The organism is Lactiplantibacillus dongliensis, assembly GCF_005405105.1.
GTDB lineage: Bacteria > Bacillota > Bacilli > Lactobacillales > Lactobacillaceae > Lactiplantibacillus > Lactiplantibacillus dongliensis.
This window is the reverse complement of record NZ_BJDK01000003.1, coordinates 111,298-133,828: the sequence shown is the minus strand read 5'-3', so window position 1 is coordinate 133,828 and position 22,531 is coordinate 111,298. Positions and strand designations below refer to the sequence as shown.

18 protein-coding genes are annotated in these 22,531 nt (G+C 40.9%); 14 read left to right on the top strand and 4 right to left on the bottom strand.

The window, feature by feature from the left end; translation table 11 throughout:
- Nucleotides 1-38 precede the first annotated feature (38 nt).
- The 4 genes from FFM80_RS01325 to FFM80_RS01310 all read left to right on the top strand — a co-directional run bounded on the left by FFM80_RS01325 (nucleotide 39) and on the right by FFM80_RS01310 (nucleotide 4,990).
- Nucleotides 39-995 carry a glycosylasparaginase gene (locus tag FFM80_RS01325; RefSeq protein ID WP_137635138.1) on the top strand — a complete coding sequence of 319 codons (957 nt, stop codon included), beginning with the start codon at nucleotides 39-41 and terminating at the stop codon, nucleotides 993-995.
- A 3-nt stretch (nucleotides 996-998) separates the two neighbouring features.
- On the top strand, nucleotides 999-2,300 hold the full coding sequence (locus tag FFM80_RS01320; protein WP_137639168.1) for a Sapep family Mn(2+)-dependent dipeptidase: 1,302 nt from the start codon (nucleotides 999-1,001) through the stop codon (nucleotides 2,298-2,300).
- A 104-nt stretch (nucleotides 2,301-2,404) separates the two neighbouring features.
- Nucleotides 2,405-4,051, top strand: coding sequence for a peptide ABC transporter substrate-binding protein (locus tag FFM80_RS01315; RefSeq protein ID WP_137639167.1), 1,647 nt, complete (start codon nucleotides 2,405-2,407; stop codon nucleotides 4,049-4,051).
- A gap of 30 nt (nucleotides 4,052-4,081) precedes the next feature.
- The gene (locus FFM80_RS01310) at nucleotides 4,082-4,990 is read left to right on the top strand and encodes an ROK family protein (protein ID WP_223877270.1); all 909 of its coding nucleotides are present in this window, start codon (nucleotides 4,082-4,084) and stop codon (nucleotides 4,988-4,990) included.
- A 181-nt stretch (nucleotides 4,991-5,171) separates the two neighbouring features.
- On the opposite strand, the gene FFM80_RS01305 is transcribed toward FFM80_RS01310, so the two are convergent.
- The gene (locus tag FFM80_RS01305; RefSeq protein ID WP_137639166.1) at nucleotides 5,172-6,572 is read right to left on the bottom strand and encodes an FAD-binding oxidoreductase; all 1,401 of its coding nucleotides are present in this window, start codon (nucleotides 6,570-6,572) and stop codon (nucleotides 5,172-5,174) included.
- An 18-nt stretch (nucleotides 6,573-6,590) separates the two neighbouring features.
- The gene (locus FFM80_RS01300; protein ID WP_171001009.1) at nucleotides 6,591-7,481 is read right to left on the bottom strand and encodes a LysR family transcriptional regulator; all 891 of its coding nucleotides are present in this window, start codon (nucleotides 7,479-7,481) and stop codon (nucleotides 6,591-6,593) included.
- 356 nt (nucleotides 7,482-7,837) lie between these two features.
- Between FFM80_RS01300 and FFM80_RS01295 the strand changes: the two genes are divergently transcribed.
- The 10 genes from FFM80_RS01295 (at nucleotide 7,838) to FFM80_RS01250 (ending at nucleotide 19,197) form a co-directional block, all read left to right on the top strand.
- The gene (locus tag FFM80_RS01295) at nucleotides 7,838-9,073 is read left to right on the top strand and encodes an OFA family MFS transporter (protein WP_137635133.1); all 1,236 of its coding nucleotides are present in this window, start codon (nucleotides 7,838-7,840) and stop codon (nucleotides 9,071-9,073) included.
- Nucleotides 9,073-10,299 (top strand): acyl-CoA dehydrogenase family protein, encoded by a 1,227-nt coding sequence (locus FFM80_RS01290; RefSeq protein WP_137635132.1) that lies wholly within the window; start codon nucleotides 9,073-9,075, stop codon nucleotides 10,297-10,299. The genes FFM80_RS01295 and FFM80_RS01290 overlap by 1 nt, the downstream gene beginning before the upstream one ends.
- An 80-nt stretch (nucleotides 10,300-10,379) precedes the next feature.
- Complete coding sequence (locus FFM80_RS01285; protein ID WP_137635131.1) at nucleotides 10,380-11,618, top strand: CaiB/BaiF CoA transferase family protein; 1,239 nt, start codon at nucleotides 10,380-10,382, stop codon at nucleotides 11,616-11,618.
- A 17-nt stretch (nucleotides 11,619-11,635) separates the two neighbouring features.
- Nucleotides 11,636-12,781, top strand: a complete 1,146-nt coding sequence (locus FFM80_RS01280; protein ID WP_137635130.1) for an acyl-CoA dehydrogenase family protein — start codon at nucleotides 11,636-11,638, stop codon at nucleotides 12,779-12,781.
- Between the two features lie 12 nt (nucleotides 12,782-12,793).
- On the top strand, nucleotides 12,794-13,594 hold the full coding sequence (locus FFM80_RS01275) for an electron transfer flavoprotein subunit beta/FixA family protein (protein WP_171001008.1): 801 nt from the start codon (nucleotides 12,794-12,796) through the stop codon (nucleotides 13,592-13,594).
- 15 nt (nucleotides 13,595-13,609) lie between these two features.
- Entirely contained in the window at nucleotides 13,610-14,581 is a 972-nt protein-coding gene (locus tag FFM80_RS14745; RefSeq protein WP_137639163.1) for an electron transfer flavoprotein subunit alpha/FixB family protein, read from the top strand.
- A gap of 16 nt (nucleotides 14,582-14,597) precedes the next feature.
- Entirely contained in the window at nucleotides 14,598-16,193 is a 1,596-nt protein-coding gene (locus tag FFM80_RS01265; RefSeq protein ID WP_137639162.1) for a class I adenylate-forming enzyme family protein, read from the top strand.
- Nucleotides 16,194-16,242: 49 nt separating this feature from the next.
- Nucleotides 16,243-16,683: an acyl-CoA thioesterase gene (locus tag FFM80_RS01260; RefSeq protein ID WP_137639161.1), complete on the top strand. Its 441-nt coding sequence runs from the start codon at nucleotides 16,243-16,245 to the stop codon at nucleotides 16,681-16,683.
- A 94-nt stretch (nucleotides 16,684-16,777) separates the two neighbouring features.
- Nucleotides 16,778-17,563: an alpha/beta fold hydrolase gene (locus tag FFM80_RS01255; protein ID WP_137639160.1), complete on the top strand. Its 786-nt coding sequence runs from the start codon at nucleotides 16,778-16,780 to the stop codon at nucleotides 17,561-17,563.
- A 143-nt stretch (nucleotides 17,564-17,706) separates the two neighbouring features.
- Entirely contained in the window at nucleotides 17,707-19,197 is a 1,491-nt protein-coding gene (locus tag FFM80_RS01250; RefSeq protein WP_137639159.1) for a glycoside hydrolase family 1 protein, read from the top strand.
- Nucleotides 19,198-19,261: 64 nt separating this feature from the next.
- Here the strand turns inward: FFM80_RS01250 and FFM80_RS01245 are convergent, their stop codons facing one another.
- On the bottom strand, nucleotides 19,262-20,545 hold the full coding sequence (locus tag FFM80_RS01245) for an MFS transporter (protein ID WP_223877269.1): 1,284 nt from the start codon (nucleotides 20,543-20,545) through the stop codon (nucleotides 19,262-19,264).
- Between the two features lie 96 nt (nucleotides 20,546-20,641).
- Nucleotides 20,642-21,958 (bottom strand): MFS transporter, encoded by a 1,317-nt coding sequence (locus FFM80_RS01240; RefSeq protein WP_137639157.1) that lies wholly within the window; start codon nucleotides 21,956-21,958, stop codon nucleotides 20,642-20,644.
- Between the last annotated feature and the right edge of the window lie 573 nt (nucleotides 21,959-22,531).

The window sequence follows — 22,531 nt, the reverse complement described above, 5'->3', positions numbered from 1 at the left end:
AAATTATTTTAAATTAAATTTAGATTAGAGGATGAGATATGAAATATGCAATGATTGGTACTTGGCGAATGGCACAGGACGGTGTGGTAGCTGCTTTGCCAAGTTTAGCCCAAGGTGGAATCGCTGGCGATGCGGTTGAACAGGCAATTATGACAATTGAAGATTACCCTTATTTTAAATCAGTTGGATACGGTGGGTTACCTAACGAACATGGAATTGTTGAAATGGATTCAGCTTTTATGAACGGCGATAACTTTCAATTAGGTGCCGTTGGTGGTGTTCGCAATATTGCCAATCCTATAAAGCTTAGTCGTTTGCTTAGCCAGCAACGGGTCAATAATGTGTTAGTTGGTGCGGGTGCAGAAGAATTTGCGGATGAACATTTATTGCCACGTAAAGGTATGTTGTCAGCGCGTGCAAAAAAACGCTGGGATAAAAAAGTTGACCAGGTTAAACAGGGTGGAAGATTAACGCCGTATGATGGCCATGATACGGTTGGTATGTTGGCATTGGACCGATCTGGGTCAATGGCAGTGGGAACTTCGACATCAGGGCTGTTCATGAAGCACGCAGGTCGTGTCGGTGATTCACCTCTAGCAGGCAATGGTTTTTATGTAGATAGCCAAGTTGGTGGTGCAGCGGCGACTGGGTTAGGTGAAGATATGATGAAACGTCCACTTTGTTTTGAGATTGTTCAAGCTATGGAACGTGGTGCTAATGTTCAAACAGCGGTTGATCAGACGGTCTATCCGTTTATTGAAAAATTGGGCCAACGTAATGGGCAAGTTGGTGAATTTTCATATGTGGCTATGGATAATCAAGGAAACTATGCAATTGCTACCAATGTTGAGTTTTCGTTTGCTGTTGGGAATGAGTATTTAAAACCAACAGTCTATGTTGCGATACCAGGAGAACTTGGTAAGGTGGAGATTAAACCGGCTACGCAGGCATGGTTAGATGCTTATTTGGCACGAGTTCAAGCAGAGGTGAAATAAAGGATGTCAGTTTTTAATTTTAAAACAGCATTAAAACAACAAGAGCCAACTTTTCTAAAGATATTAGCGCAGGTGATTGCTGTTCCTAGTGTACAGGGATCAGCTAAACCAGATGCACCATTTGGTGTTGAGCCTAAACGAGTCTTAACGACGGTTTTGAATATTGCTGAGAAGATGGGATTTGAAACTCATAGCGTTAATAATTGTGTTGGTTGGGTCCAATATGGCGAGGCACCTGAATATATAGCAGTATTAGGACATTTAGACGTAGTTGCAGCGGGAACAGGCTGGGATACTGATCCATTTAAACTCACAATTAAAGACGACTATATGTATGGTCGTGGTACATTAGATAATAAAGGACCGATTATGGGTGCATTATTTGCTTTGAAATTAATTAAGGAGCAGTCTCTAAATTTAAAGCACAGCATTCGCCTGATTTTTGGAACGAATGAAGAGTCTGGTAGTGCTGATATTCCGTTTTATAATCAAGCCGAACAAGCTCCTATTGGTGGTTTTACACCTGATTGTAAGTATCCGGTTGTCTATGCAGAGCGTGGCATGCTGGGATTCCGAGTAACGGCTGAAATCACAGATGGATCATTAGCTAATATTCGATCAATTACCGGCGATTTTAATGGCAGCTATATTCCCGATGCCGCTGTGGTGAACTTGTCTGATGGGATGACCAAGAATTATGTTGGTAAAAAAGCACCTAGCAATGCGCCTGATTTGGGAGTTAATGTCATTAAACAGATTGCGGCTGATTTGAAAAAGCAAGCTGGTCAAACAGGAGAATTCTTTAATTGGCTTAATGTGATTTTACAAGATACAACTGGAAAAGCATTTGGTTTTGAGTATCAAGATCAAGCGTCTGGTATGACTCAGTTCTCACTTAGTATTTTGACCAAGACAGCAACAACTTTGGCGGTAGATGTGCGAGTTCGCTATCCTGTTAGCGAAACACGTACTCAGCTAGTAGATGCAATTAAAGCAAAATTACCAGCTGGGTTAATACTAACAATTACACGTGATTTTCCATCAATGTATAAAGATCCCACTTTGCCGATGATTCAAATCATGCAACGGACGTATGAACAAGTTATGCAAACTGATGGGAAACCGGTGACCACTACTGGTATCACCTATGCGCGTAGTTTGCCGAATATTGTTGCATTTGGACCGTCATTTCCAGGACAAAGAGGAATTGCACATAAAGAAAATGAATGGTTAAAATTATCAGATTGGCGCAAGATGATGGAAATTGATTATTTAACAATGATTTCATTAGCAAATGAGTTATAATCTAATTATTTTTAATGAATATTAAAATTAAATTAAAAGGTTATTGTTATTTTCTAACCAAAACTTTAGAATAGACCTAAGCTCATTTCGGGGAGGAAAGGTCTATGAAGAAACAGTGGTTAATTGGTTCAGCTTTAGCTACAACATCGTTTTTACTAGTGGCGTGTGGTAATAATACAAAAACTAGTAACAGTAATGCACAACAAAAGATGAATTTATCTGTAGTTAGTGAAATTGCAACGATGGATCCATCGCATGCTTCGGATACAACGAGTATGCAACAATTGGAAAATACTGGCGAAGGCTTTTTGCAGTTAGGTAAAGATAGTAAGATTGAAAATGAATTAGCAACGAAGATTCAAGAATCAAAGGATGGTAAAACCTACACGTTCACATTGCGGCACGATGGTAAATGGAACGACGGGGCAAAATTAACGGCACGAGACTTTGTTTATGGTTGGCAACGGACGATTAATCCTAAGACTGCTTCTGAATATGCCTATTTGTATTCGGGTATTCAAAATGCGGATGCAATTATGAACAACAAAAAGAATTATCAATCATTAGGGATTAAAGCTGTTGGCAAATATAAAGTAGTTGTTACTTTGGATCATCCTATTTCTTACTTTAAGTTGTTAATGGCGATGCCGGTCTTTTATCCGCAACAGAAATCAGCGGTAGATAAGTTTGGTAAAAAGTATGGTACTAGTTCTAAATATATTGCTTCTAACGGACCTTTTGTTCTAAAAGGGTGGAATGGGACTAACAATACCTGGAAGTTAGTTAAGAATCAAAATTATTGGGATAAAAAGCATGTTAAACTCAGTTCGGTTGGTTTCCAAGTTGTTAAGAGTCCAACGACCTCATTTAACCTCTATCAAACGGGCAAGTTGGATCAGACCCAACTATTTGATCAACAAGTTGCTAATAAGAAGCATGCCTCGGACTTCGTACTTGAAAAGAATGCTTCTATGCTTTATTTACAGATGAATATGAAAGCTCAAAACGCAACCTTGCGGAAGGCTTATAATAATATAAATATTCGAAAAGCTTTGTCGTTAGCATTAAATCGAAAGCAGTTGGTTAATAAGGTCTTGGCAGATGGGTCATTAGCACCCAAAGGTTTTGTAACTGAAGGTCTGTCTAAGAATCCAACAACCGGTGAAGATTTTGCTAAAGAGTCAACTGTTAAAACGAGTGTTAGTTATAATTTAACTGAAGCTAGAAAGTATTGGAAGAAAGGTCTGGCTGAGATTGGTGTCAAGAAGTTATCAATGAATCTATTGTCAGATGATACTGATACGACTAAGCAAGTCGCTGAATATGTCCAAGGACAATGGAAAAAACTGGATGGGATGAATGTGACACTGTCTAACGTGCCTGCTAAGACCCGGATTGATCGTTCTAGCAAGGGTAATTTCCAAGTTGTTATTTCTGGTTGGGGTGCGGATTTCTCGGATCCAGTAACGTTCTTGAACCTCTATGATAAGGGCAATTCTGGTAATGCCGGTAACTGGAATAATGCAACATATGACAAGTTACTTACTAATATTAATGGTATTGATTCAACTAATCCTACGAAGCGTTGGCAAGATATGGTTAAGGCAGAAAAGGTTCTAATGACTGAACAGGTAGCAATCCCTCTGTATCAGAAGTCAAATGCTTTCTTACGCAGTAAAAAGATTAAAGGATTGATTACTAATTCAGCTGGCCCTGCCCATAATTACAAATTTGTTTCTATGAGCAAATAGTGATGAAAGAATAAAGGAGTGAGCTGCATTTTGGCAATCAAAAACTATTTAGCCATAGATATCGGCGGTACGTTTTTAAAATATGCGCTCATTCGAGCTGATGGTCAGATCATCATTAAGGGGAGTCATCCAACTGCTAAACATGGTCAAGAGCCTTTTGTTGCCCAGGTTGTAGACTTGATACAACGCCATCAAGATCAAATTAGTGGGGTGGGTTTTAGTCTACCTGGAGTAGTTGATGCTCAAGCGGGCAAAGTTATTAGTTCTGCTGTATTGCCATTTTTAGAAGGTAGTAATTTTGTTAATTTAATTCAAGCCTTTTTTCCGCGACTAGCAATTACGATTGAAAATGATGGTGATGCTGCAGCATTGGCTGAAAGATGGCTGGGAAATCTAGCTGGCATTGATAATGGTGCGATCTTAGTGCTTGGTAGTGGCGTTGGTGCAGCAGTGTTCATTAATGGTCGATTATTTCAGGGCAGTCATTTTGTGGCTGGTGAACCGAGTTTTATGTTTATTGATCGGACTGAAGGGATAACCCCAGCCAGTACGGCTGCAAACCTTTCAGCAGTAGGAATGGTTAATCAAATTGGTGAAAAATTAAATTTGATTGATCCAACTGATGGATATGCTGTTTTTAGAGCGATTAGTGAACGTCAAGAAGTTGCTATTAAAATATTTCGGCAGTTTTGTCAGGAAGTGGCAGTTGTAATCTTTAATATGCAGTCAATATTAGATCTAGAGCGAATCATTATTGGTGGTGGTATCAGTGCCCAACCGCTGGTAGCCCAACAGATTCGGCATGAATTTGTTCAACTTAAGCAAGTGACGCCATTAGCTGCTCGAACAATTGTTACGCCGGAAATTATGAACGCCCGTTTACAAAATGGTGCGAATCTGATTGGTGCTGTTTATCGATTAAGTCAAATGAGCCGTTGACTGTTGGAATCAAAGATTAAAGAAATTAATTTGGTTTAATTATAGAGGCATGTTTGATTATCGAAAAGATAGTCAAACATGTCTTCTTTATATTAACAAAGCAAAATGCCATTAGGTTACTAGTAGGAGTGAGACTGGTAACCTAATGGCACTTTTGTGGAATTATTATAAAGTGGTTCACTTAAATAACTTTGTCTGGATTCAAAATATGATTAGGATCCAGAGCGGTCTTGACCGCACGCATAGCAACTAAATCGGCATCTAAAGTTGTATTTTTTAAATAGTTGCGTTTGGCATAACCAATTCCGTGTTCCCCAGACACTTTACCATCTAGGGCACTAGCCTTAGCATACAAAGCATTGAAGACCGTGGATAATTTTGCTTTCCAGGTCGTATCGTCATAGTCATCTTGGCAAATATAGAGGTGTAAATTGCCGTCGCCAACGTGACCAAAACCTGGAATACGAATTTGTTCCTTTTTAGCTAAATCATGCGTATATTGCACAAATTCTGCAGTTGCGCTACGTGGTACGACTGCATCCGCTTCGTCCATATCAGGGGTTGAGGCCTTGATAGCTTCCAGGAAGGTATCACGTGCTGACCATACTGCTTTTTTTAGTTCATCAGTATCAAGCACGTAAGCATCAGAAGCACCGTTATCTAAGCACAATTCTGCAATAGCTTCATAGTCGCTTTCAATGATTTCGTCACTCTGTTCATCAAACGTTAAGAGCAAGTATGCTGCAGCACCAGATTGTGGAAATTCTTGTGACGCAAAGTTTTCCCAACATTTGACAGAATCAGCTTCAAAGAACTCCACAGCAGTGGGCTGAATACCAGATTGTAGAATCTTGGGTACGGTCCCTAAGGCAGCTTTGAAGTCATCAAATGGCACCATTAAGCTAGTATTGGCCTTTGGCAGTGGCCGGATACGTAAAGTTGCTTCAGTGATAATCCCAAGGATGCCTTCAGAGCCGATAAATAGGTCCTTCAGGTCCAATCCAGAACTGGTCTTAACAATCTTACCACCAAGTTTTAGGATGTCTCCTTGCGGCGTTACAACGGTCAAGGCACGTACTGACTCACGGGTGACACCGTATTTAACAGCGCGCATACCACCAGCATTGGTAGCAATGTTGCCACCAATTGAAGCTGTCTTTTCACCAGGATCAGGTGCATACAAGAAGCCTTGATCTGAAGCATAGGTGGCAACATCTTTTAGCATTGCTCCAGCTTCAGTAGTTAAGGTTAAGTTATCAGCGTCAAGTTCTAAAATCTGATTCATTGCTGATAGATCAATTAGGATTCCGCCTTCCATTGGAACACAGCCACCAACTAATCCAGTCCCAGTCCCACGAGCAGTTACGGGTATTTGATGCTGATTAGCCAACTTCATAACTAATGCAACTTCTTGCGTTGTCTTAGGCCGGACAACAATGTCTGGTAAATGTTGGAATGATTCCATTTCATCATGACCAAAATCAGGATTGATTTGGTCACCAAATAAAAGTGACTGATTATCGAAACTTTTTTCTAATTGCTGATAAATAGTCTGGTAATCAGTAGTTGTTGTAACTGTCATAATAATCCTTCTTTCTACTTATGCCTCATAAGATTCTTTAGCACCTTTTAAGTAATCAATAAAGTGTTGAACGACCGGTGATAATTGGCGGGTGTGATTATAGGCGATATAGACCATACGAGTATCACTGGGTACATCAAGTGGAATTTTTTTGAGATCAAACGTGTCTAGTAACATCGTATTAGCAACAATTCCAACAGAACCATTTTCGGCAATTTGACCGGCAATGGTAATTTCACTGTCCAATGCTTCGGCAAATGATAAGTTAGGACATTTAGCATTTAATTCCTGATGAACTGCGTTACCGATTGGCGTATTGGTGTCATAGGTGACTAAGTCATAGGGGCGGAGCATATTAGGATCAATCAACTTTTCTTTAGCGAGAGGATGATCAGGTTGAACAATGACCATAATTTTCTCGGAAAAGAATGGGATAAATGAAAGATCCTTGTAGTCGGCATCACGTGAACAGATTCCGACATCATAGTTTCCATTGGTAAGGCCTTCCAAAATTGGTAATGAGAATTCATCATGCAAAATGAAATATGGTGAACTTGTATTATTGGTTTGGAATTGTTTGATTAACTTAGGTAGCCGAGTCCCAATTGAAGTTGGAATACAAGCAATATTAATAATTCCCGCATCACTCTTGATCTTTTGCTGAAGTTCCCGCTTACCTTCATCCAAAATGTTAAGCGTTGAGCATGTCGTATTATAAAACATTCTTCCATATTCGGTTAATTGGACATTTCTTCCTGATTTCTTAAACAACACGCAACCTAATTCTTTTTCCAAAGACTTCATGGCGTTACTCAAACTAGGTTGACTAATGTAGAGTTTCGCAGCAGCTTTTGTATAATGTTGATATTCTGCTAATGTCCGGAAATAATAGAGCTGATTTAAGTTCAACAAAAATCCCTCCTGGTAGCGTACTAATTTATTTAACAATTATTATCTATCTATATAATACAATGAAAACGGTTTCCATTGAAAATAGACTTTGACTATGATTATATAGTCTTTTGCTATGTCAAGCAAAGACACCTAGAGAAACCCGGGTTTTAAAAACACGTTTGATAAAAAAATCACAAAAAAAGTTGATGGTTAAATAGGTCAATCACGCTTTTTAAAGCCGAAATAAAAGGATTATTCAAAAAAGTTATCGATTTCGCATTTTTAAGAATTTTTAATTTGTGAGGTAACACACTACACTAGAACTTGTAAGAAAGCGATACCAATTCACCCCGAAAGGAAGGAGGTTCGTGATGGAAACAACTAATGCAAAAGTAGTTCGACGATCGCATGTGTTTACCGCCGCGTTCCTGATTATCTTTTGTTGTGCAGCATCATCAGCTTTTTCAGTCTTTTCAGTTCCGTTACAACATGCAACAGGAGGCACTGAGTCTCAAGTTGCATTGACGTTAACCTTGTATGAATTTTTCATGGCGTGCTTCGGAGTGGCCTCTGGGCACATAATGGATAAGTTCGGTGCCAAGAAGTTAATGTATTTTGGTGGATTAATCTTCGGGCTGGGCTGGTTGTTAACCGCTTTCGTTCATAATTTATTTTTCCTTTACATCACTGTTGGTTTGATGGCCGGCGCTGGGAATGGGATCATGTATAATCCCGCCCTACTAACTGCCTTGAAATGGTTCCCAGAAAAACGGGGTACGGTTTCAGGTTTCTTGTTAGCCGCCGCATCATTAGGACCGTTAGTTTTGGCTAAAGCTGGCGCAATCCTATGTGACCAATATGGGATGAATGGGTTCATTCCAATCGGATTAGCATATCTCGTCATCTGCTGGGCAGTTGGTTGGATGATGGATACGCCAACGGAGCAAAATCAGGATAAAAGTGCAACGGATCCCGCCGCACCTGTCAATGATTACACTCCTCAAGCGATGCTTAAGACGTGGCAATTCTGGTTATTGTTATTATTGTTCTCAATTGCTTGTACGGCTGGGATTATGTTGATTGGATCGTTATCAATGATTGCGCAAGTGCAACTTAGCATGACGCCGATTGTTGCTGCTAATATGGTTGTTGTTAATACTTTGGCTAATTTTGGTGGTCGGATCTTAACTGGGACGATTACTGATAAGTTGGGTCAAACTAAGACACTAGCAGGTATCTTAGCGTTAACGATTATTGGCTTAGCTGGTTTGAGATTCTCAACCGGTTTGGTTAGCTTCACGATCTTCTTAATCCTTTTAGGAGCTTCGTTCGGTGGTGTTCTAGTGGTCTATCCGACCTTGACTGGGAATGCCTTTGGGACGACTCATTCGGGTATTAATTATGGTTTAATGTTTTTCGGTTATGCAATTGGCTCATTAGTTGGTCCTCAAATTGCAGCTTTGTTCATTAATAAAGGTGCTGGGACCGCAGCTTATTATCCTGCCTACATGGTTGCCATTGGTGTAGCTGTAGTTGGTCTGATTATTGATTTGTTCTTGATGGCTAAAGGCGTCGGAGCATCACAAACTAAGGAGAGTGCAAAATAATGGAAGCAACAGAAAAATTACCTTACGAACCAACCAAAAAATTAGTTCACACAAAACCAGGTACAAAGATGACGAATGAAGAATTCGCATTGTACTTGAAACAAATTAAACATTTAGCAGAAAACGAATTCGATTACTTACAAAAAGAAGTCGAAGTTACGAACCGTTTCCCAAAGAAATTCTTTGAATTAGCAATTGATAATGATCTTTATCGTTTCGCTTTACCATTGAAGTATGGTGGCTTTGGCTTAACTTGCAACCAAATCTTCCAAGTACAAGAAATGTTCTCACGTGGCCCTGGTGGTATGCGGATGCATTTACACTATGCAGCTGATTTGAACTGGCGGATTATGGATGAATTCGGCCAACCAGAATTAAAGGCTGAAGTCATGCCAAAGCTACAAGATAAAACCATCTTCACTTGTTTCGCTTTAACTGAAGAAAGTGGCGGTACTGGTGCTGACTTGCATACGACTGCTGTTAAAGACGGTGATGACTACATTCTTAATGGTGAAAAGACTTTAATTTCACATACTGACTGCAGTGACGCTGCTTATGTAATCGCTGTCACAGATCCAGATGCTGAAGGTGACAAGCGTTTGAGTGCCTTCTATGTACCTGTTGACACCCCAGGATACGAAATTGTACCAATGCCTCATATGATGGGTTGCCGTGGTGCTGGTCATGCCGGCTTGAAGTTTACGAACATGCGAGTTAACAAGAAGTACTTGCTTGGTAAGGAAGGCGACGGTTTACACGTTGCGATTGCTTCATTATCAATTTCACGTGCTCACATTGCCTCAAGTAACTTAGGGATGAGCCAACGGATGCTTGAAATGTCAATTGCACGGGCTAAAGATCGTGTAACCTTTGGCAAACCACTTGTAAAACGTCAAGCTATCCAACAAGAAATTGCTGATATGGGTACTGAAATCTTTGCCTTACGGACTATGCTTCACAACTTAGCAGAACAATATGACCGTGGCGAAGATATTGAAGAAAAGGCTGCAATGTGCAAGCTATTCAGTATTAACACTGTCAAGTTGGTTTCTGACTATTGCCTTGAAATCTTCGGTGGGATTGGCTACTTTGAAGACAACCCTTACGGCCCTGTTGAACGGATGTATCGTGATTGCCGTGCAATGTGGCTTGAAGAAGGTCCACGTTCAGTACAACGTTTAACGGCAGCTCGTAAGCTGATCGCTAACGACGGGATTATCGAATAATAAAAACGCACATAACATGCCGATAGTATAGGTGAGAACCAACACATGCTATCGGCATGTTTACTTAGGAGGAAGTTTTCATGAGTAAAACTTTAGATGGAGTACGTATTGTTGACATGACAACGTTTTTGGCAGCACCAACCGTTACCCGAGTTTTGGGTGAATGGGGCGCTGACGTCATTAAGGTTGAACCTCCAAAGGGCGATGCTGAACGGACACAAGGTGCCGTTTTCAACATGCACTATTCAGATGACGAAAACTTAGGCTTTGATATTTCAAACCTAAACAAACGTTTTGTTACTTTAAATCTGAAAAAAGATGATGGGCGGCAAGCCTTTTACGACTTATTGAAAGATGCCAATGTCTTTGTAACTAACGTTCGGACAAAGTCACTGGAACACTTAGGAATTGATTATGAAACATTAAAACAAAAATTTCCAAAATTGATTTTTGCACAAGTTCTAGGCTATGGCGAACATGGTCCACAAAAGGATGCTGCTGGCTTTGATGCAACGTCTTATATGGCTCGTGGTGGTGTTTTAGGAACAACTTTGGAAGCTGGTCAAAGCCCAATGAACCCTGCTAACGGTTATGGTGACTTCCAAGTCTCCATGTGTTTAGCTGCTGGTATCTGTGGCGCCTTATTAAAGCAAGCTCGCGAAGGTAAAGGCGATAAATTGACCGTCAGCTTACATCACGCGGCAATCTTCATGCAAAATGTTGCCATGGTTTCGGCTCAATATGGTAACGAATATCCAAAGAGTCGTTTGAATGTCGCTAACCCATTCAATGATTGCTTTAAGACTAGTGATGATCGTTGGTTTGTAATGTGTGTTCCAGTCTTTAACCGCGACTATAACAAAGTTATGACGCTAATTGGTCGTAAAGATTTAGTTGATAATAAGCGTTACAACAATATTGACCATATCAATGCTGAGAATTTGAATAAAGAATTTATTGGTATTTTGGATGAGCAGTTCAAGAAGCAACCATTACAGCATTGGGTTGATATCTTTAAAGAAAATGATTTACCACTCGAAGCTTGCTATGTACCAACTGAAATCTATAAAGATGATGAAGCTTTGGATAACGATGAATTACGGAAGATTAAATTCCCATCTGGTAATGATCGTATGATTCCTACGAACCCAGTTCGTTTTGCATCGATGGGAAATCCAGATTTGAAAGTTTCACGGCCACAAGGTGCTGACACTAAGAGTGTCTTGAGTGAAATTGGTTATTCTGATGAAAAGATTAATCAACTATTGGATGATGGGGCAGCTGCCACTACTAGACATATTGGCGACCCTGTTAAATAGAAGGGTGTGAATTAACGATGGCATTGTTATATACGGATGAACAAAAAGATTTTTTGAAAATGGTAAAGGAATTTGCCGATGAAACTTTAACACCAGAAGTTGTTAAAGAATGTGATGAAAAAGGTGAATGTCCAGAAGAATTATTCAAACCAGCTTTTGATATGGGACTTCATATGTTGGAAATCCCTGAAAAGTTTGGTGGGGCTGGCTTATCATATGCAACCACTGCAATGATTTTTGAAAAATTAGCTAGTTATGATCCTGGGTACGCGATTACATTAGTTTCAACTTTCGTGGCACTACGTTCAGTAATGATTGCTGGGACCGATGAACAGGTTCAACATTTTGCTGATATTATTGCACCAGGTAAGTTTGCTGCGTTCGCTTTAAGTGAATCTAACGCAGGTACTGATGCGGGCTCTGTTCAAGCAACAGCGACTCGTGAAGGCGACGATTATATCTTAAATGGTGATAAAACATTTATTACTAATGGTAGTTTAGCAGATGTTTTTGTTGGTATTTTCCGGACCTCTGATGATGGCAATAAGGGCTTGAGTGCCTTTATCGTTGAAAAGTCACGTGGTGGTATTGCAGCTGGTAAGCATGAAGATAAGATGGGCTTGCGGCTCTCTAACACGACTGATGTTACTTTTGACCATGTTAAAGTACCAGCAGCTAACCGGATTGGTGATGAAGGCCATGGATTAAAAGTTGCTTTAAATAGCTTGAACTTATCTCGTGCCTTTGTTGCAACCTTGGCAGTTGGAATTATGCAACGTGCCTTGGATGAATCAGTTAAGTATGCCAAGTTACGTAAACAATTTAATCGGCCAATTATTAAGTTTGAAGCAGTTCAAGAAATGTTAGCCGACATGGCAACTCAAACTGAAGCTTCACGTTTAATGGTTAATAACACCATGAAAATGATGGATGAAGGTAGTCTGGTTCGCAAGGAAGGCGCTATGACCAAGACATTTGTTACTGATGCCGTTCAAAAAGCAACATCAGATGCCGTTCAAATTTTTGGTGGTTATGGTGTTTCGAAAGATTACCCAGTTGAAAAATTGATGCGAGATTGCAAAGTCTTCCAAATCTTTGAAGGTACAAATCAAATCCAACGCGTCACCATCGCGAATGAATTAAATCGTGAATATAGCGATTAGGAGATGAATCTCATGAATAGTCTAGTCTTTATTAAAGGGGTGATTGTCCCCACAACAAAACCAGAATTAGATGATCAAGGGCAACTAACAGCTGAAACTAGTGGTGCAATTTTAAACCCAGCTGATAAGAATGCGATTGAAGCAGCTTTACAATTAGCTGATGGGCAAAACGGTACGGTTACGGTAGCTTCATATGGTAGTGCAGATGCAACTGAAAAAGCACTGAGAGCAGCCTTAGCATTAGGTGCAACCAAAGCCGTAACGGTGAATAGTGATTTATTAAAGGCCGGTGCTGACAATAATAGTGCGGTTGGGGTTATTCTAGCTGAAGCAGCCAAAAAGTTAGGTGATTTTGATGTTATCTTTACAGGTGATCAAGCACTAGATATGCCGCAAGGTTACGTTAGTGCATCGATTGCCAATAGTTTGGGATTACCATACTTTGATGATGTTAATGCTTTAAACGTTGATGGTGATCAATTGTCCTATGTAACCTTATGGGAAAAGGGTGAATTAACCGGAAAAGTGCAAACACCAGCTGTGATCTCTGTTACAGAAGATATCAACAAGCCTCGGCTACCAAGCTTCAAAACTAAGATGGTTGCAAAACGTGCTGAAATAGAAGCAGTTACTGTTGATAGTATCACTGTGATTGACCAGGCTGTTTGGGATCAATTAAACTCTGAAGCGCCAACAAGTCGGTTGGCATTCATTCCAGAACAGAAGAAACAAGCAGTTATTTATAAATTAGCTGATGACGATCAAGCAGTTAACAAGTTAGTCGATCAATTACAGACACAAGGAATTTTATAAAAGGTGGTGTTTACCATGACAAAGCAACCAATTTATTTAGTATTATTAGCTGATCCGAAATTTGAAGATAAAAATTTGAATTTGATTCATTTCGCGCAAGATAATTTTGATGGCAATGATTTAAATGCGGTGGTGATAGCACCATCTGATCAAGGTATCGAAGAAAAGTATGGAACAGCCGGATTAAAAGAGATTGATATTCTGGCGTATGCGCAATTTTCAAAAATTAATCTCGCACAAACCACAAATGCGTTAAGCGAATATTTTGCTGGACAAGCCCACTCTTTGATTTTATTTGCTAATGATAAGGGTGCCACAAGTATTGCAAAACGCGTTGCAGCTGAATTAAAAGAAAACTTCATTATGCAAGTTAATCAGTTGACGGTTACGACAGATAGCATCGTTGCACAAAAGAAAGCTGAAGAGGCAACAATGTTACAGCAAGTAACCTTGGCTAGTGATGCCAATGCCGTTATGACTTGTGATATGACTGGGGTCAATGAGCAAGTTGTAACTGGTTCAGCAGCAAAAGTGGCAGTTAAAGCTGTGGATAATCCAGCGCAAGCTGATCAAGTCGATTATTCTGCTTTACCACTTAAGAAAAATGATTTGGAAACTGCAAAAATTGTTGTATCCGGTGGTCGTGGCATGCAAGGTCCAGAAGGATTTGAATTGTTGCAACAACTAGCTGATAAGTTACATGGTAGTTTAGGGGCTTCACGTGTTGCAGTTAATGCTGGCTGGGTCGATAAGTCGACGATGGTTGGTCAGACTGGCAAAGTTGTTGCGCCTGACGTCTATATCGCAGTTGGTATTTCGGGTGCGTTGCAACACACTGTTGGGATGGATCAGTCAAAATGTATTATTGCCATTAATACTGATCCGGCAGCACCAATCTTTAAGTTAGCAGATTACGGGATTATTGGTGACGGCGAAACCGTGGTTAAGCAATTATTAAGCGAGTTGTCGGCACCGGTACCAAGTTAAAAGGAGGTCCGGCATAATGATTGGTTCATATAAATTACCTACAGCCAGTACCTTTCCTCTAACCATTGCGGAAGTCTGGCAGGAACGTTGTGAAAAGACACCTGATAAAATCTTTTTGGCTCAAGCAGATCGTCAAGTTACTTACCGTGAGTTTGATGAATTAAGTGAACATGCTGCTAAGTTTTTAGATAAATTGCAATTAACAGCAGGTGATGTAGTTGCAGTACAAATGGCAACTTGCATGACTGAAGTGCAATTAATTATTGCTTGCCTGAAACGTAAGATTACGGTGCTCCCATTAAATCCGCATTTGGATCAAGAAGAAGCGGTCGTGTTAATTGGTAGATTTCAACCAGATTTGATTGTTACCCAAGCCGATGGTCGCAATTCATTGAGCTTTGAAAATATCAGTCAGATTGATTATATGACCAATCGAATTAAGCTTAATCAAGTGCCATTAATCCTGTTAGAGCCTACTAATAAATCTAATGAAGAGCATGTTAAACCTGCACCAGCAGTTATCCTATGTACTTCAGGGACGACTAGTTATTCTAAAGGTGTCATGTTATCTAATCAAAACGTATTATATAGTGAGTTACAGTTTAATCGGATGTATGGGATTGAATCAGGAGACGTTCAAATTTTACCTTCTGGTCTGTACCATGCGATTGGGTTCCATCATGGCTTAGTTTCAACTATTTTAGCTGGAAGTACGTTAGTCTTAATGCAACGGTATTCGGTAGAAGGGCTACAACGTTTAATTAATCGTTATTATTGTACCTATTTGGTAACGGTACCAACAGTGATTTATGATATCTTGGGTTGGTTTAAACAACCTAGCACATTGACTCGAGTTATTTCGGGTGGTGCTCGCTTAGGTGATGATATGATGCAGAAAGCTAAAGAAGTTGGCTTACCGGTTTATAATATTTATGGCTTAACCGAAAGTGCACCCTTCTTATGTACGTCACCAGCTTATTTTAAAATGAAGCAAGGTGAGACGACCGCAGGATTTCCAATTGATGGGGTACAAGTAAAGCTAATGGATGAACGTCAACGTCAGATTACAGCGGCTAATCGAATTGGCCAAATTGCGGTACGTGGACCAGTTGTCTTTAGTGGATACTATCATGATGAAGCAGAAACTAAAAAGGCATTGAGTCTTGATGGTTGGTTTCAAACGGGTGACTTGGGGCATTGGAATGATGATGATGCTTTGGAAGTTGATGGTCGGAGTAAGGACATGATTATTCGCGGTGGTGAAAACATCTCAGCTTATATTATTGAGCAGAAGTTGTTGCATCATCCGGGGATCAAAGAAGCCGCAGTAGTTGGTTTGAAGAATTCGCGTTTAGGTGAAATTATTGGGGCATTTGTTGTGATGCAACCAGATTATTTACCGTTAACGTTAACACAAGTTAAACAATTCTTTGAAAAAACTGATGTAGCGAAGAAGTTTTGGCCTGAAAAATTGACTGTTGTTGCAACCTTGCCGAAGACTGGTTCGGGGAAAGTCCGTAAGCATTTGTTGGCCAAGATGGTTGAGCATGGTCATCTTGAGTATGAACAGCCAATGCGACATGTCAGTGGTGATAGCGGCTGGGGTCGGTAAGTCGCGCTGCGATATCCAATAATATGCACATTAAAAGAGGTCGGTAAAGATGGAGAAAAATACGTTTTATCAAGTTGAATCAGGTGACTTTTTTGTAGATGCTGATATGCTCAATCATTTAAATATCTTACATGGCGGGGTGTTGGTTAAGCATTGTGATTCTACGATTGGTTTATTGGCTAATCGGTATACACATTCACGAGTTTTAACGGTGGCTATTAAAGAGTTTAACTTTGCAAAACCAGCCCACGTTGGTGATCATATTAGCTTTAGTGTCACATTACTTAAAACTAGTAGGCATACAATGACGTTTCATGTGGAAGTGCGACGTCAGACTTATGACAGTGACCCAGTAGCAATTGGTAATGGTATCTTCATCTTTATCGCTGTTAATGCAGATTTAAAACCGATTCCGGTACCAGCGTACACTGTTCAAGATCCAGAACAGCAAGCGTTTATTAAGCAGATTCGTGAAGAGTTTGCTGTCTAGATTGTAAAAATGAGCTTGCTGAAGTTTATAACTTTAGTAAGCTCATTTTAGGTTGACGGAGTCGTTACGCATATAAGTTAAGGAGAACGACAAAATGAAATTTGTAACTTCAGATCGAATTACTCTGGATTATACTGATGAAGGAATAGGTCAGCCAATCGTTATTCTAACTGGTTTTGGTGGATCTAAAGAAATCTGGCATGGACAGGTCTCGGTACTTGTTACTGCAGGCTATCGGGTTGTGAACATTGATAGTCGATGCCATGGATTGTCGGAACGTACTGGCAAGGGATTGCGAATGAGTCGTCGAGCTATGGATGCTTATGAGCTGATACAGCAATTAAAGCTAAAACAACCAATTCTATTAGGTAACTCAATGGGAGCAGCAACTTGGTTCGCATATGTTTCATTATTCGGTGATCAATCAATTAAAGCTGTGATTGATGTTGATCAAACACCAAAAATGATTAATACTACGGATTGGCCATATGGATTTAAAGATGTTACTTGGTCGGACTTTCCGGATTACTTTTATAATCCATTAGGTCCGTCAACTCATAAACACATTGACGATACAACTTACAAGTTAGTCAAAAGGGTCGCGAAGCAATCGCCATTTGATGAAAAGGCAACTTTACCATTACTAGTTGATCATGCTTTTCAGGATTGGCGAGATGTCGTTGCAGGTTTAACAATCCCATTTCTAATCATTGCTGGTGAGAACTCGCCTTATTTTGATTCAGCGTTTGCTGCAGTGACTGCTAGGACTGCCATTAAAGGGCAATCGGTTGTGGTTCCAGAAGCTGGTCATATTGTAATGGCAGAACAGTCGCAAGCTTTCAATCAAGCCTTATTAAGATTTTTAGCAACTCTGGAATAGGTTGTTTTACTATTTATTGGTTTTGATTTTGCTAAATTCTTCCGACTGCAATTGACAGCGCTTGCAACAGTTGCTAGCATGAAAGTATTACATATGAACTTAGTTTCTGATAGCTAAGTGCCATGGTGAAAGGAAGAGAGAAAATGTCAGCATTTCCAGAAGGATTCTTATGGGGCGGCGCTACGGCGGCGAACCAACTAGAAGGCGGCTACCAAGAAGGTGGTCGGGGGCTATCCATTGCCGATGCCTTACCAGGTGGCAAGGATCGGTTTAAGATTGTGGCCCAACCAGATTTTGATTGGACGATTGATGAAGATAAGTACACGTATCCTAACCATATGGGGATTGATTTTTATCATCACTATAAGGAAGATATCGCGTTATTCGCTGAGATGGGCTTTAAATGTTACCGTTTCTCGATTGCTTGGTCACGAGTTTACCCTAATGGTGACGAAACGCAGCCAAACGAAGCTGGATTGAAGTTTTATGATGCCGTGATCGATGAATGTTTGGCACACAACATTGAACCAGTTGTCACGATTTCGCATTACGAATTACCATTAAACTTGGCGACAAAGTATGGTGGTTGGAAGAACCGCTACTTGATCGAATTCTATGAAAACTTTGCGCGGACAATCCTAACTCGGTACGCTGATAAAGTTAAGTATTGGATGACTTTTAACGAAATCAATAGTGCGGCGCATTTTCCAGTGATGGGGCAAGGATTGGTACCCTCAACCGGGGCCAACGACAAGCGCAACGTCTTTCAAGCTTGGCATAATCAATTTGTTGCCAGTGCTAAAGCAGTCAAGATTGCCCATAACTTGAAGAAGGGTCTCCGTGTCGGTTGCATGATCTTATACGCCACCAGCTACAGTTACGATGCTAATCCGAAGAATCAATTAGCTAATTTACAAGAGAATCAAGAATTGAATTTCTTCTGCAGTGACGTGCAAGTTCGGGGTGAATATCCCGCTTATACGAAACGGTTGTTAGCCAAGTACGGGCTGACCTTTGATGATCTGGAAACTAATGATGGTGAACTGGCGCTACTCAAGCAATACCCAGTTGACTATATTGGTTTCAGTTATTACATGTCATCTGCCGTTGAAACGACTGGTCAGGTTGAGGACACGGTCAAAGGTAACTTGATGGGTGGGGTTAAGAACCCATTCCTTGAAGCTAGTGACTGGGGTTGGCAGATTGACCCAACTGGTTTACGGATTGCGTTAAACCAGCTCTACGACCGTTACCAAAAACCATTATTCGTGGTTGAAAATGGTCTCGGTGCAATCGATAAGCCCGATGAGAATTTCTATGTTGAAGATGACTATCGAATTGACTACTTGAAGCAGCATATTCAAGCCATGGCTGGGGCTATCGCTGATGGTGTTGACTTGATGGGGTATACGCCATGGGGCTGCATTGACTTAGTTAGTGCCTCAACCGGTGAGATGAGTAAACGCTATGGTTTTATTTACGTTGATCTCGATGATGAAGGTCATGGGACGTTGAAGCGGTATCGGAAGAAGTCATTCTACTGGTACAAAGATGTGATTGAGAACAATGGCTTGGAAAAGAAAAAGCCAAAGGAAGATTCTAAAGATAAACCGATTACGTTAGATTTAGATTGATCAGCATATAAAAAATGGTTCTGAATGTTTGCTAACAAACATTCAGAACCATTTTTAGATGAAGCTAATCTTTACTGTTATAAACGGGATCCTTAACGTGATATTTCCGAATTAACTTGGTTGCGGTCCAGCCAAACAAGGCGTTAAACAAGACGCAGACAACGAGAATCCACATCAACATTTGTGGTGATTTGGCCATGATTGTTGGGGTCACTAGTGAGAATAGCGCGGTAATCGCCCGCACGACCCCATAAGAGAAACCGGTGACACTAGCCCGAGCATCAGTTGGGAAGAACGATTGACTCCAAATCTTATAAACCGATTCCCCACAAAAGAGGTTGACGGATGAATATAAGACGTAAGCGACCGCGAAGACTAGCCAGTACTCGCTAAAGATACCGGATAATGAAAAGGCTAAGAATGAGATGATCAAGCCAACATACATCATCACGTAGCGATACTTGGTATCAGCTAATTTAACGTAAACCAAATATAAAATAACGACATTAGCGATGTTGGCGATTAAGCCTAAGCCAGTTGAAACTGCTTGGGTTTGATGACCGACTGTGACTAAGAAGTAGTTAACAAAAGAACCCCAAGTGTTGGCGGGAATATTCCAAAATAGGTAGAATCCGGTTAACGTCAGCATTGGTAATAAATATTGAGGCATCTTGAACAATGACTTTAAAGAAACTTTCTTAGTTGATTCTTGACTATCAACGGTTGCGTCCGAATCAGTATTAGCAGCGGCTAGGTTAGTTTCAATGTTTTTAAAGGCACCGGAGAAAACCCGGATACCCCAGTTCACCAAGGCAACTAAGGCTAGCCAGCCGAACATATATCGGGGACTCATCGTTCCGGTTCCAGCGGTAATAAAGCCGATCGCTTGTGAGAGAATAATCCCAAAGACCCAGAAAACTTCAGTTGATGAGATGGCTTTCCCATAATTTTTATGCGAAACTCGTTCTGAAATAACGGCTAGTGAGGTTGGTAGATCGGCCCCCGAAGCTAGTCCGGCAACAAGCAATCCTAGTAGGAGCATCGGAAAACTGTTGGCTAAGGTAATAATGCCAGCCCCTAAAACGGTGAATAAAATATCAAGGTTGAAGACGCGAACCCGTCCATAACGATCGGATAAGCGACCACCTAAAAATGAACCAAGCGCGACGGCCAGTGAGAGCATTGTACTAATAATGCCAGTCCACCAAGTATTGACGGCGAATTGGGTTGACCAGATGGTTAAGGCAATCCCGGTACTGACTAGTAGGGCGGCATCTAAGTAGGAGGCAATCCCAGCAACCGCAATCAGAATTTTACTATCGTGACTTAATCCTTCTATTTTTGCCATGGTGATTCAGTCCTTTCTAACGAACAATGACTGTTTGAATTCGCTTACATAAATAGTGCAAATTAAACCCGGTTACCCGGGCTTAATTTAGCACTATTATTGACGATTAGTCGCATCTTCACGTGCATTTTCAGCGGCACCGACCCGATAATGTTTTTGTAAGCGCATCATGATAATCCCTGAGATGCAGGCAACAGCAACGATCCCGGCGAAGCCCCACATCGAAGTCCGAATATGACTTGGTAAGACTAAGTAAGGGGTAACGAAGGCAAATAACCCACAGCAGAGACGTGAGAAGCCATTAATAAAGCCTTGAATAGCTGAACGAGTCTCAACTGGGAAGGATTCTTGGGTCCACACTTTGTAAATGGCTTCCCCAGCGATTGGGTTCCCCATGTTGTAAATGGCAATAGCGATAACGATTGGCCAGAGCGAAGACCCACTAATTGCCATTCCAATCATGGCAAAGAATTGAACCGCAATCCCAAAGAAGAAGGCTTGGTTACGATGTTTCCCGCCGGCAACTGATGTAAAGATCATGGTTGCGACTAAGGAAACCACATTTAAGACAATCCCAGCACCAGTGGCAAAGCTTTGTGAGGCATGTGCTTGTACTAAAGTGAAGGTTTGGAATTGACCCCAAGTGTTAGCCAATAAGTTCCAGCAAACATAGAAAATTAGAATTGCAGCGAAAAACTTCAAGAATTTCTTGTCACTACCAAATAAGACATCTTTAAGCGAAACTTTAGCAGCATCGCTATTAGGGTTAGCGGCTTTTTCAGCTGCCCGCAACTTGTCGCCCTCGACATGGAACCGAGCGAACTTTTTGGAGAATGTCCGCCAGATCCAAGTGATCACGGCACAAACGGCTAAGATGGTGAAGACCACGCGCGCACCAGCTGCACCGGACATGGTCGAAACGATAAATGAACAAATGTATGAGGCGAAGACCCCAACTTGCCAGAATAGTTGTGTTGAAGAAACTAAGTTAGCAGAAGTTGTTTCGTCTGGGGCATCGTGAGAAACAACGGTTAAGGAAATCGGTAAATCAGCACCGGAAGCTAATCCAGTAATGATTACCCCAGCGAGTAGCATGCCAAACCCATTTGCAAAAATACAGATTGCGGCACCAATAGCATAGAATAAATTAATCCAGTTAAATGACCGAATTAAGCCAAAAGTTTTGGTGATTGTGCCGGCGAATAATGACCCAAATGCAATTGCAAAGGTTAGGCCGGCTGAGATGATGCCGACTTGTCCAGTAGTTAAGCCTAAGCCAGCTTGCCAGACCGTAATGGTAGCTGACAAACCAACGATAATACCTGATCCAAGCATAGACCCAATCCCAGCAGCTGTTGCTAACGGCATATACTGTTTGGTCAGTGCTCGATCTGATTCTTGATTACTTGCCATAATAATGACCCTCCATGAAATGAAATAAGAAAACGCTTTAATTTATGATGCAACTCTATTAAACAACGACCTGATAGCGCTAACAATGTCAAAAAAACATGAGTTGTGTAGCTAAAATACAGGTTATGGGGTGCTGTAGAAAAGCTAGTTTTTAAATCTGAATCCTGCGACAAGCTTGATGATTCAAGAGATTGTTCAGAATCAATGACAACCCATACAGGTTAAGAACGGACCTAGGCTACTGTAGAACTACAGCTCTTCTTGAGTCGTCGTTGATCGGATTAATTTTGCCAAGTTCTAATTGTGAGCAGGGTTACGCTTGGTACTAGTTGGATTAAGTTGCCACTCTGGTTGGGTCAGCATCGGCTGGAACGTGGTGGCCACGTTTATGAGCCGAAGTGCGGTCTCATAAGCCGGGCTTTGACTAAGCTGAGCAGACCACTCAACTAAGTCAAACGACACCACTGAGCCAATGCTGACCCGCCCGGCGTTAACTGATTGATTACTTATAAACAGTGTTCAAGTTGTAACTTTAGCCGAGAGGTTGGTTGCTAAAATACTCAGCCGTGTCGT

Coding starts and splice junctions, on each gene's coding strand:
- FFM80_RS01295 (WP_137635133.1), top strand. CDS start 7,838: ATGGAAACAACTAATGCAAAAGTAGTTCGACGATCGCATGTGTTTACC.
- FFM80_RS01285 (WP_137635131.1), top strand. CDS start 10,380: ATGAGTAAAACTTTAGATGGAGTACGTATTGTTGACATGACAACGTTT.
- FFM80_RS01245 (WP_223877269.1), bottom strand. CDS start 20,545: ATGGCAAAAATAGAAGGATTAAGTCACGATAGTAAAATTCTGATTGCG.
- FFM80_RS01260 (WP_137639161.1), top strand. CDS start 16,243: ATGGAGAAAAATACGTTTTATCAAGTTGAATCAGGTGACTTTTTTGTA.
- FFM80_RS01250 (WP_137639159.1), top strand. CDS start 17,707: ATGTCAGCATTTCCAGAAGGATTCTTATGGGGCGGCGCTACGGCGGCG.
- FFM80_RS01275 (WP_171001008.1), top strand. CDS start 12,794: ATGAATAGTCTAGTCTTTATTAAAGGGGTGATTGTCCCCACAACAAAA.
- FFM80_RS01325 (WP_137635138.1), top strand. CDS start 39: ATGAAATATGCAATGATTGGTACTTGGCGAATGGCACAGGACGGTGTG.
- FFM80_RS01290 (WP_137635132.1), top strand. CDS start 9,073: ATGGAAGCAACAGAAAAATTACCTTACGAACCAACCAAAAAATTAGTT.
- FFM80_RS01265 (WP_137639162.1), top strand. CDS start 14,598: ATGATTGGTTCATATAAATTACCTACAGCCAGTACCTTTCCTCTAACC.
- FFM80_RS01320 (WP_137639168.1), top strand. CDS start 999: ATGTCAGTTTTTAATTTTAAAACAGCATTAAAACAACAAGAGCCAACT.
- FFM80_RS01315 (WP_137639167.1), top strand. CDS start 2,405: ATGAAGAAACAGTGGTTAATTGGTTCAGCTTTAGCTACAACATCGTTT.
- FFM80_RS14745 (WP_137639163.1), top strand. CDS start 13,610: ATGACAAAGCAACCAATTTATTTAGTATTATTAGCTGATCCGAAATTT.
- FFM80_RS01305 (WP_137639166.1), bottom strand. CDS start 6,572: ATGACAGTTACAACAACTACTGATTACCAGACTATTTATCAGCAATTA.
- FFM80_RS01240 (WP_137639157.1), bottom strand. CDS start 21,958: ATGGCAAGTAATCAAGAATCAGATCGAGCACTGACCAAACAGTATATG.
- FFM80_RS01255 (WP_137639160.1), top strand. CDS start 16,778: ATGAAATTTGTAACTTCAGATCGAATTACTCTGGATTATACTGATGAA.
- FFM80_RS01280 (WP_137635130.1), top strand. CDS start 11,636: ATGGCATTGTTATATACGGATGAACAAAAAGATTTTTTGAAAATGGTA.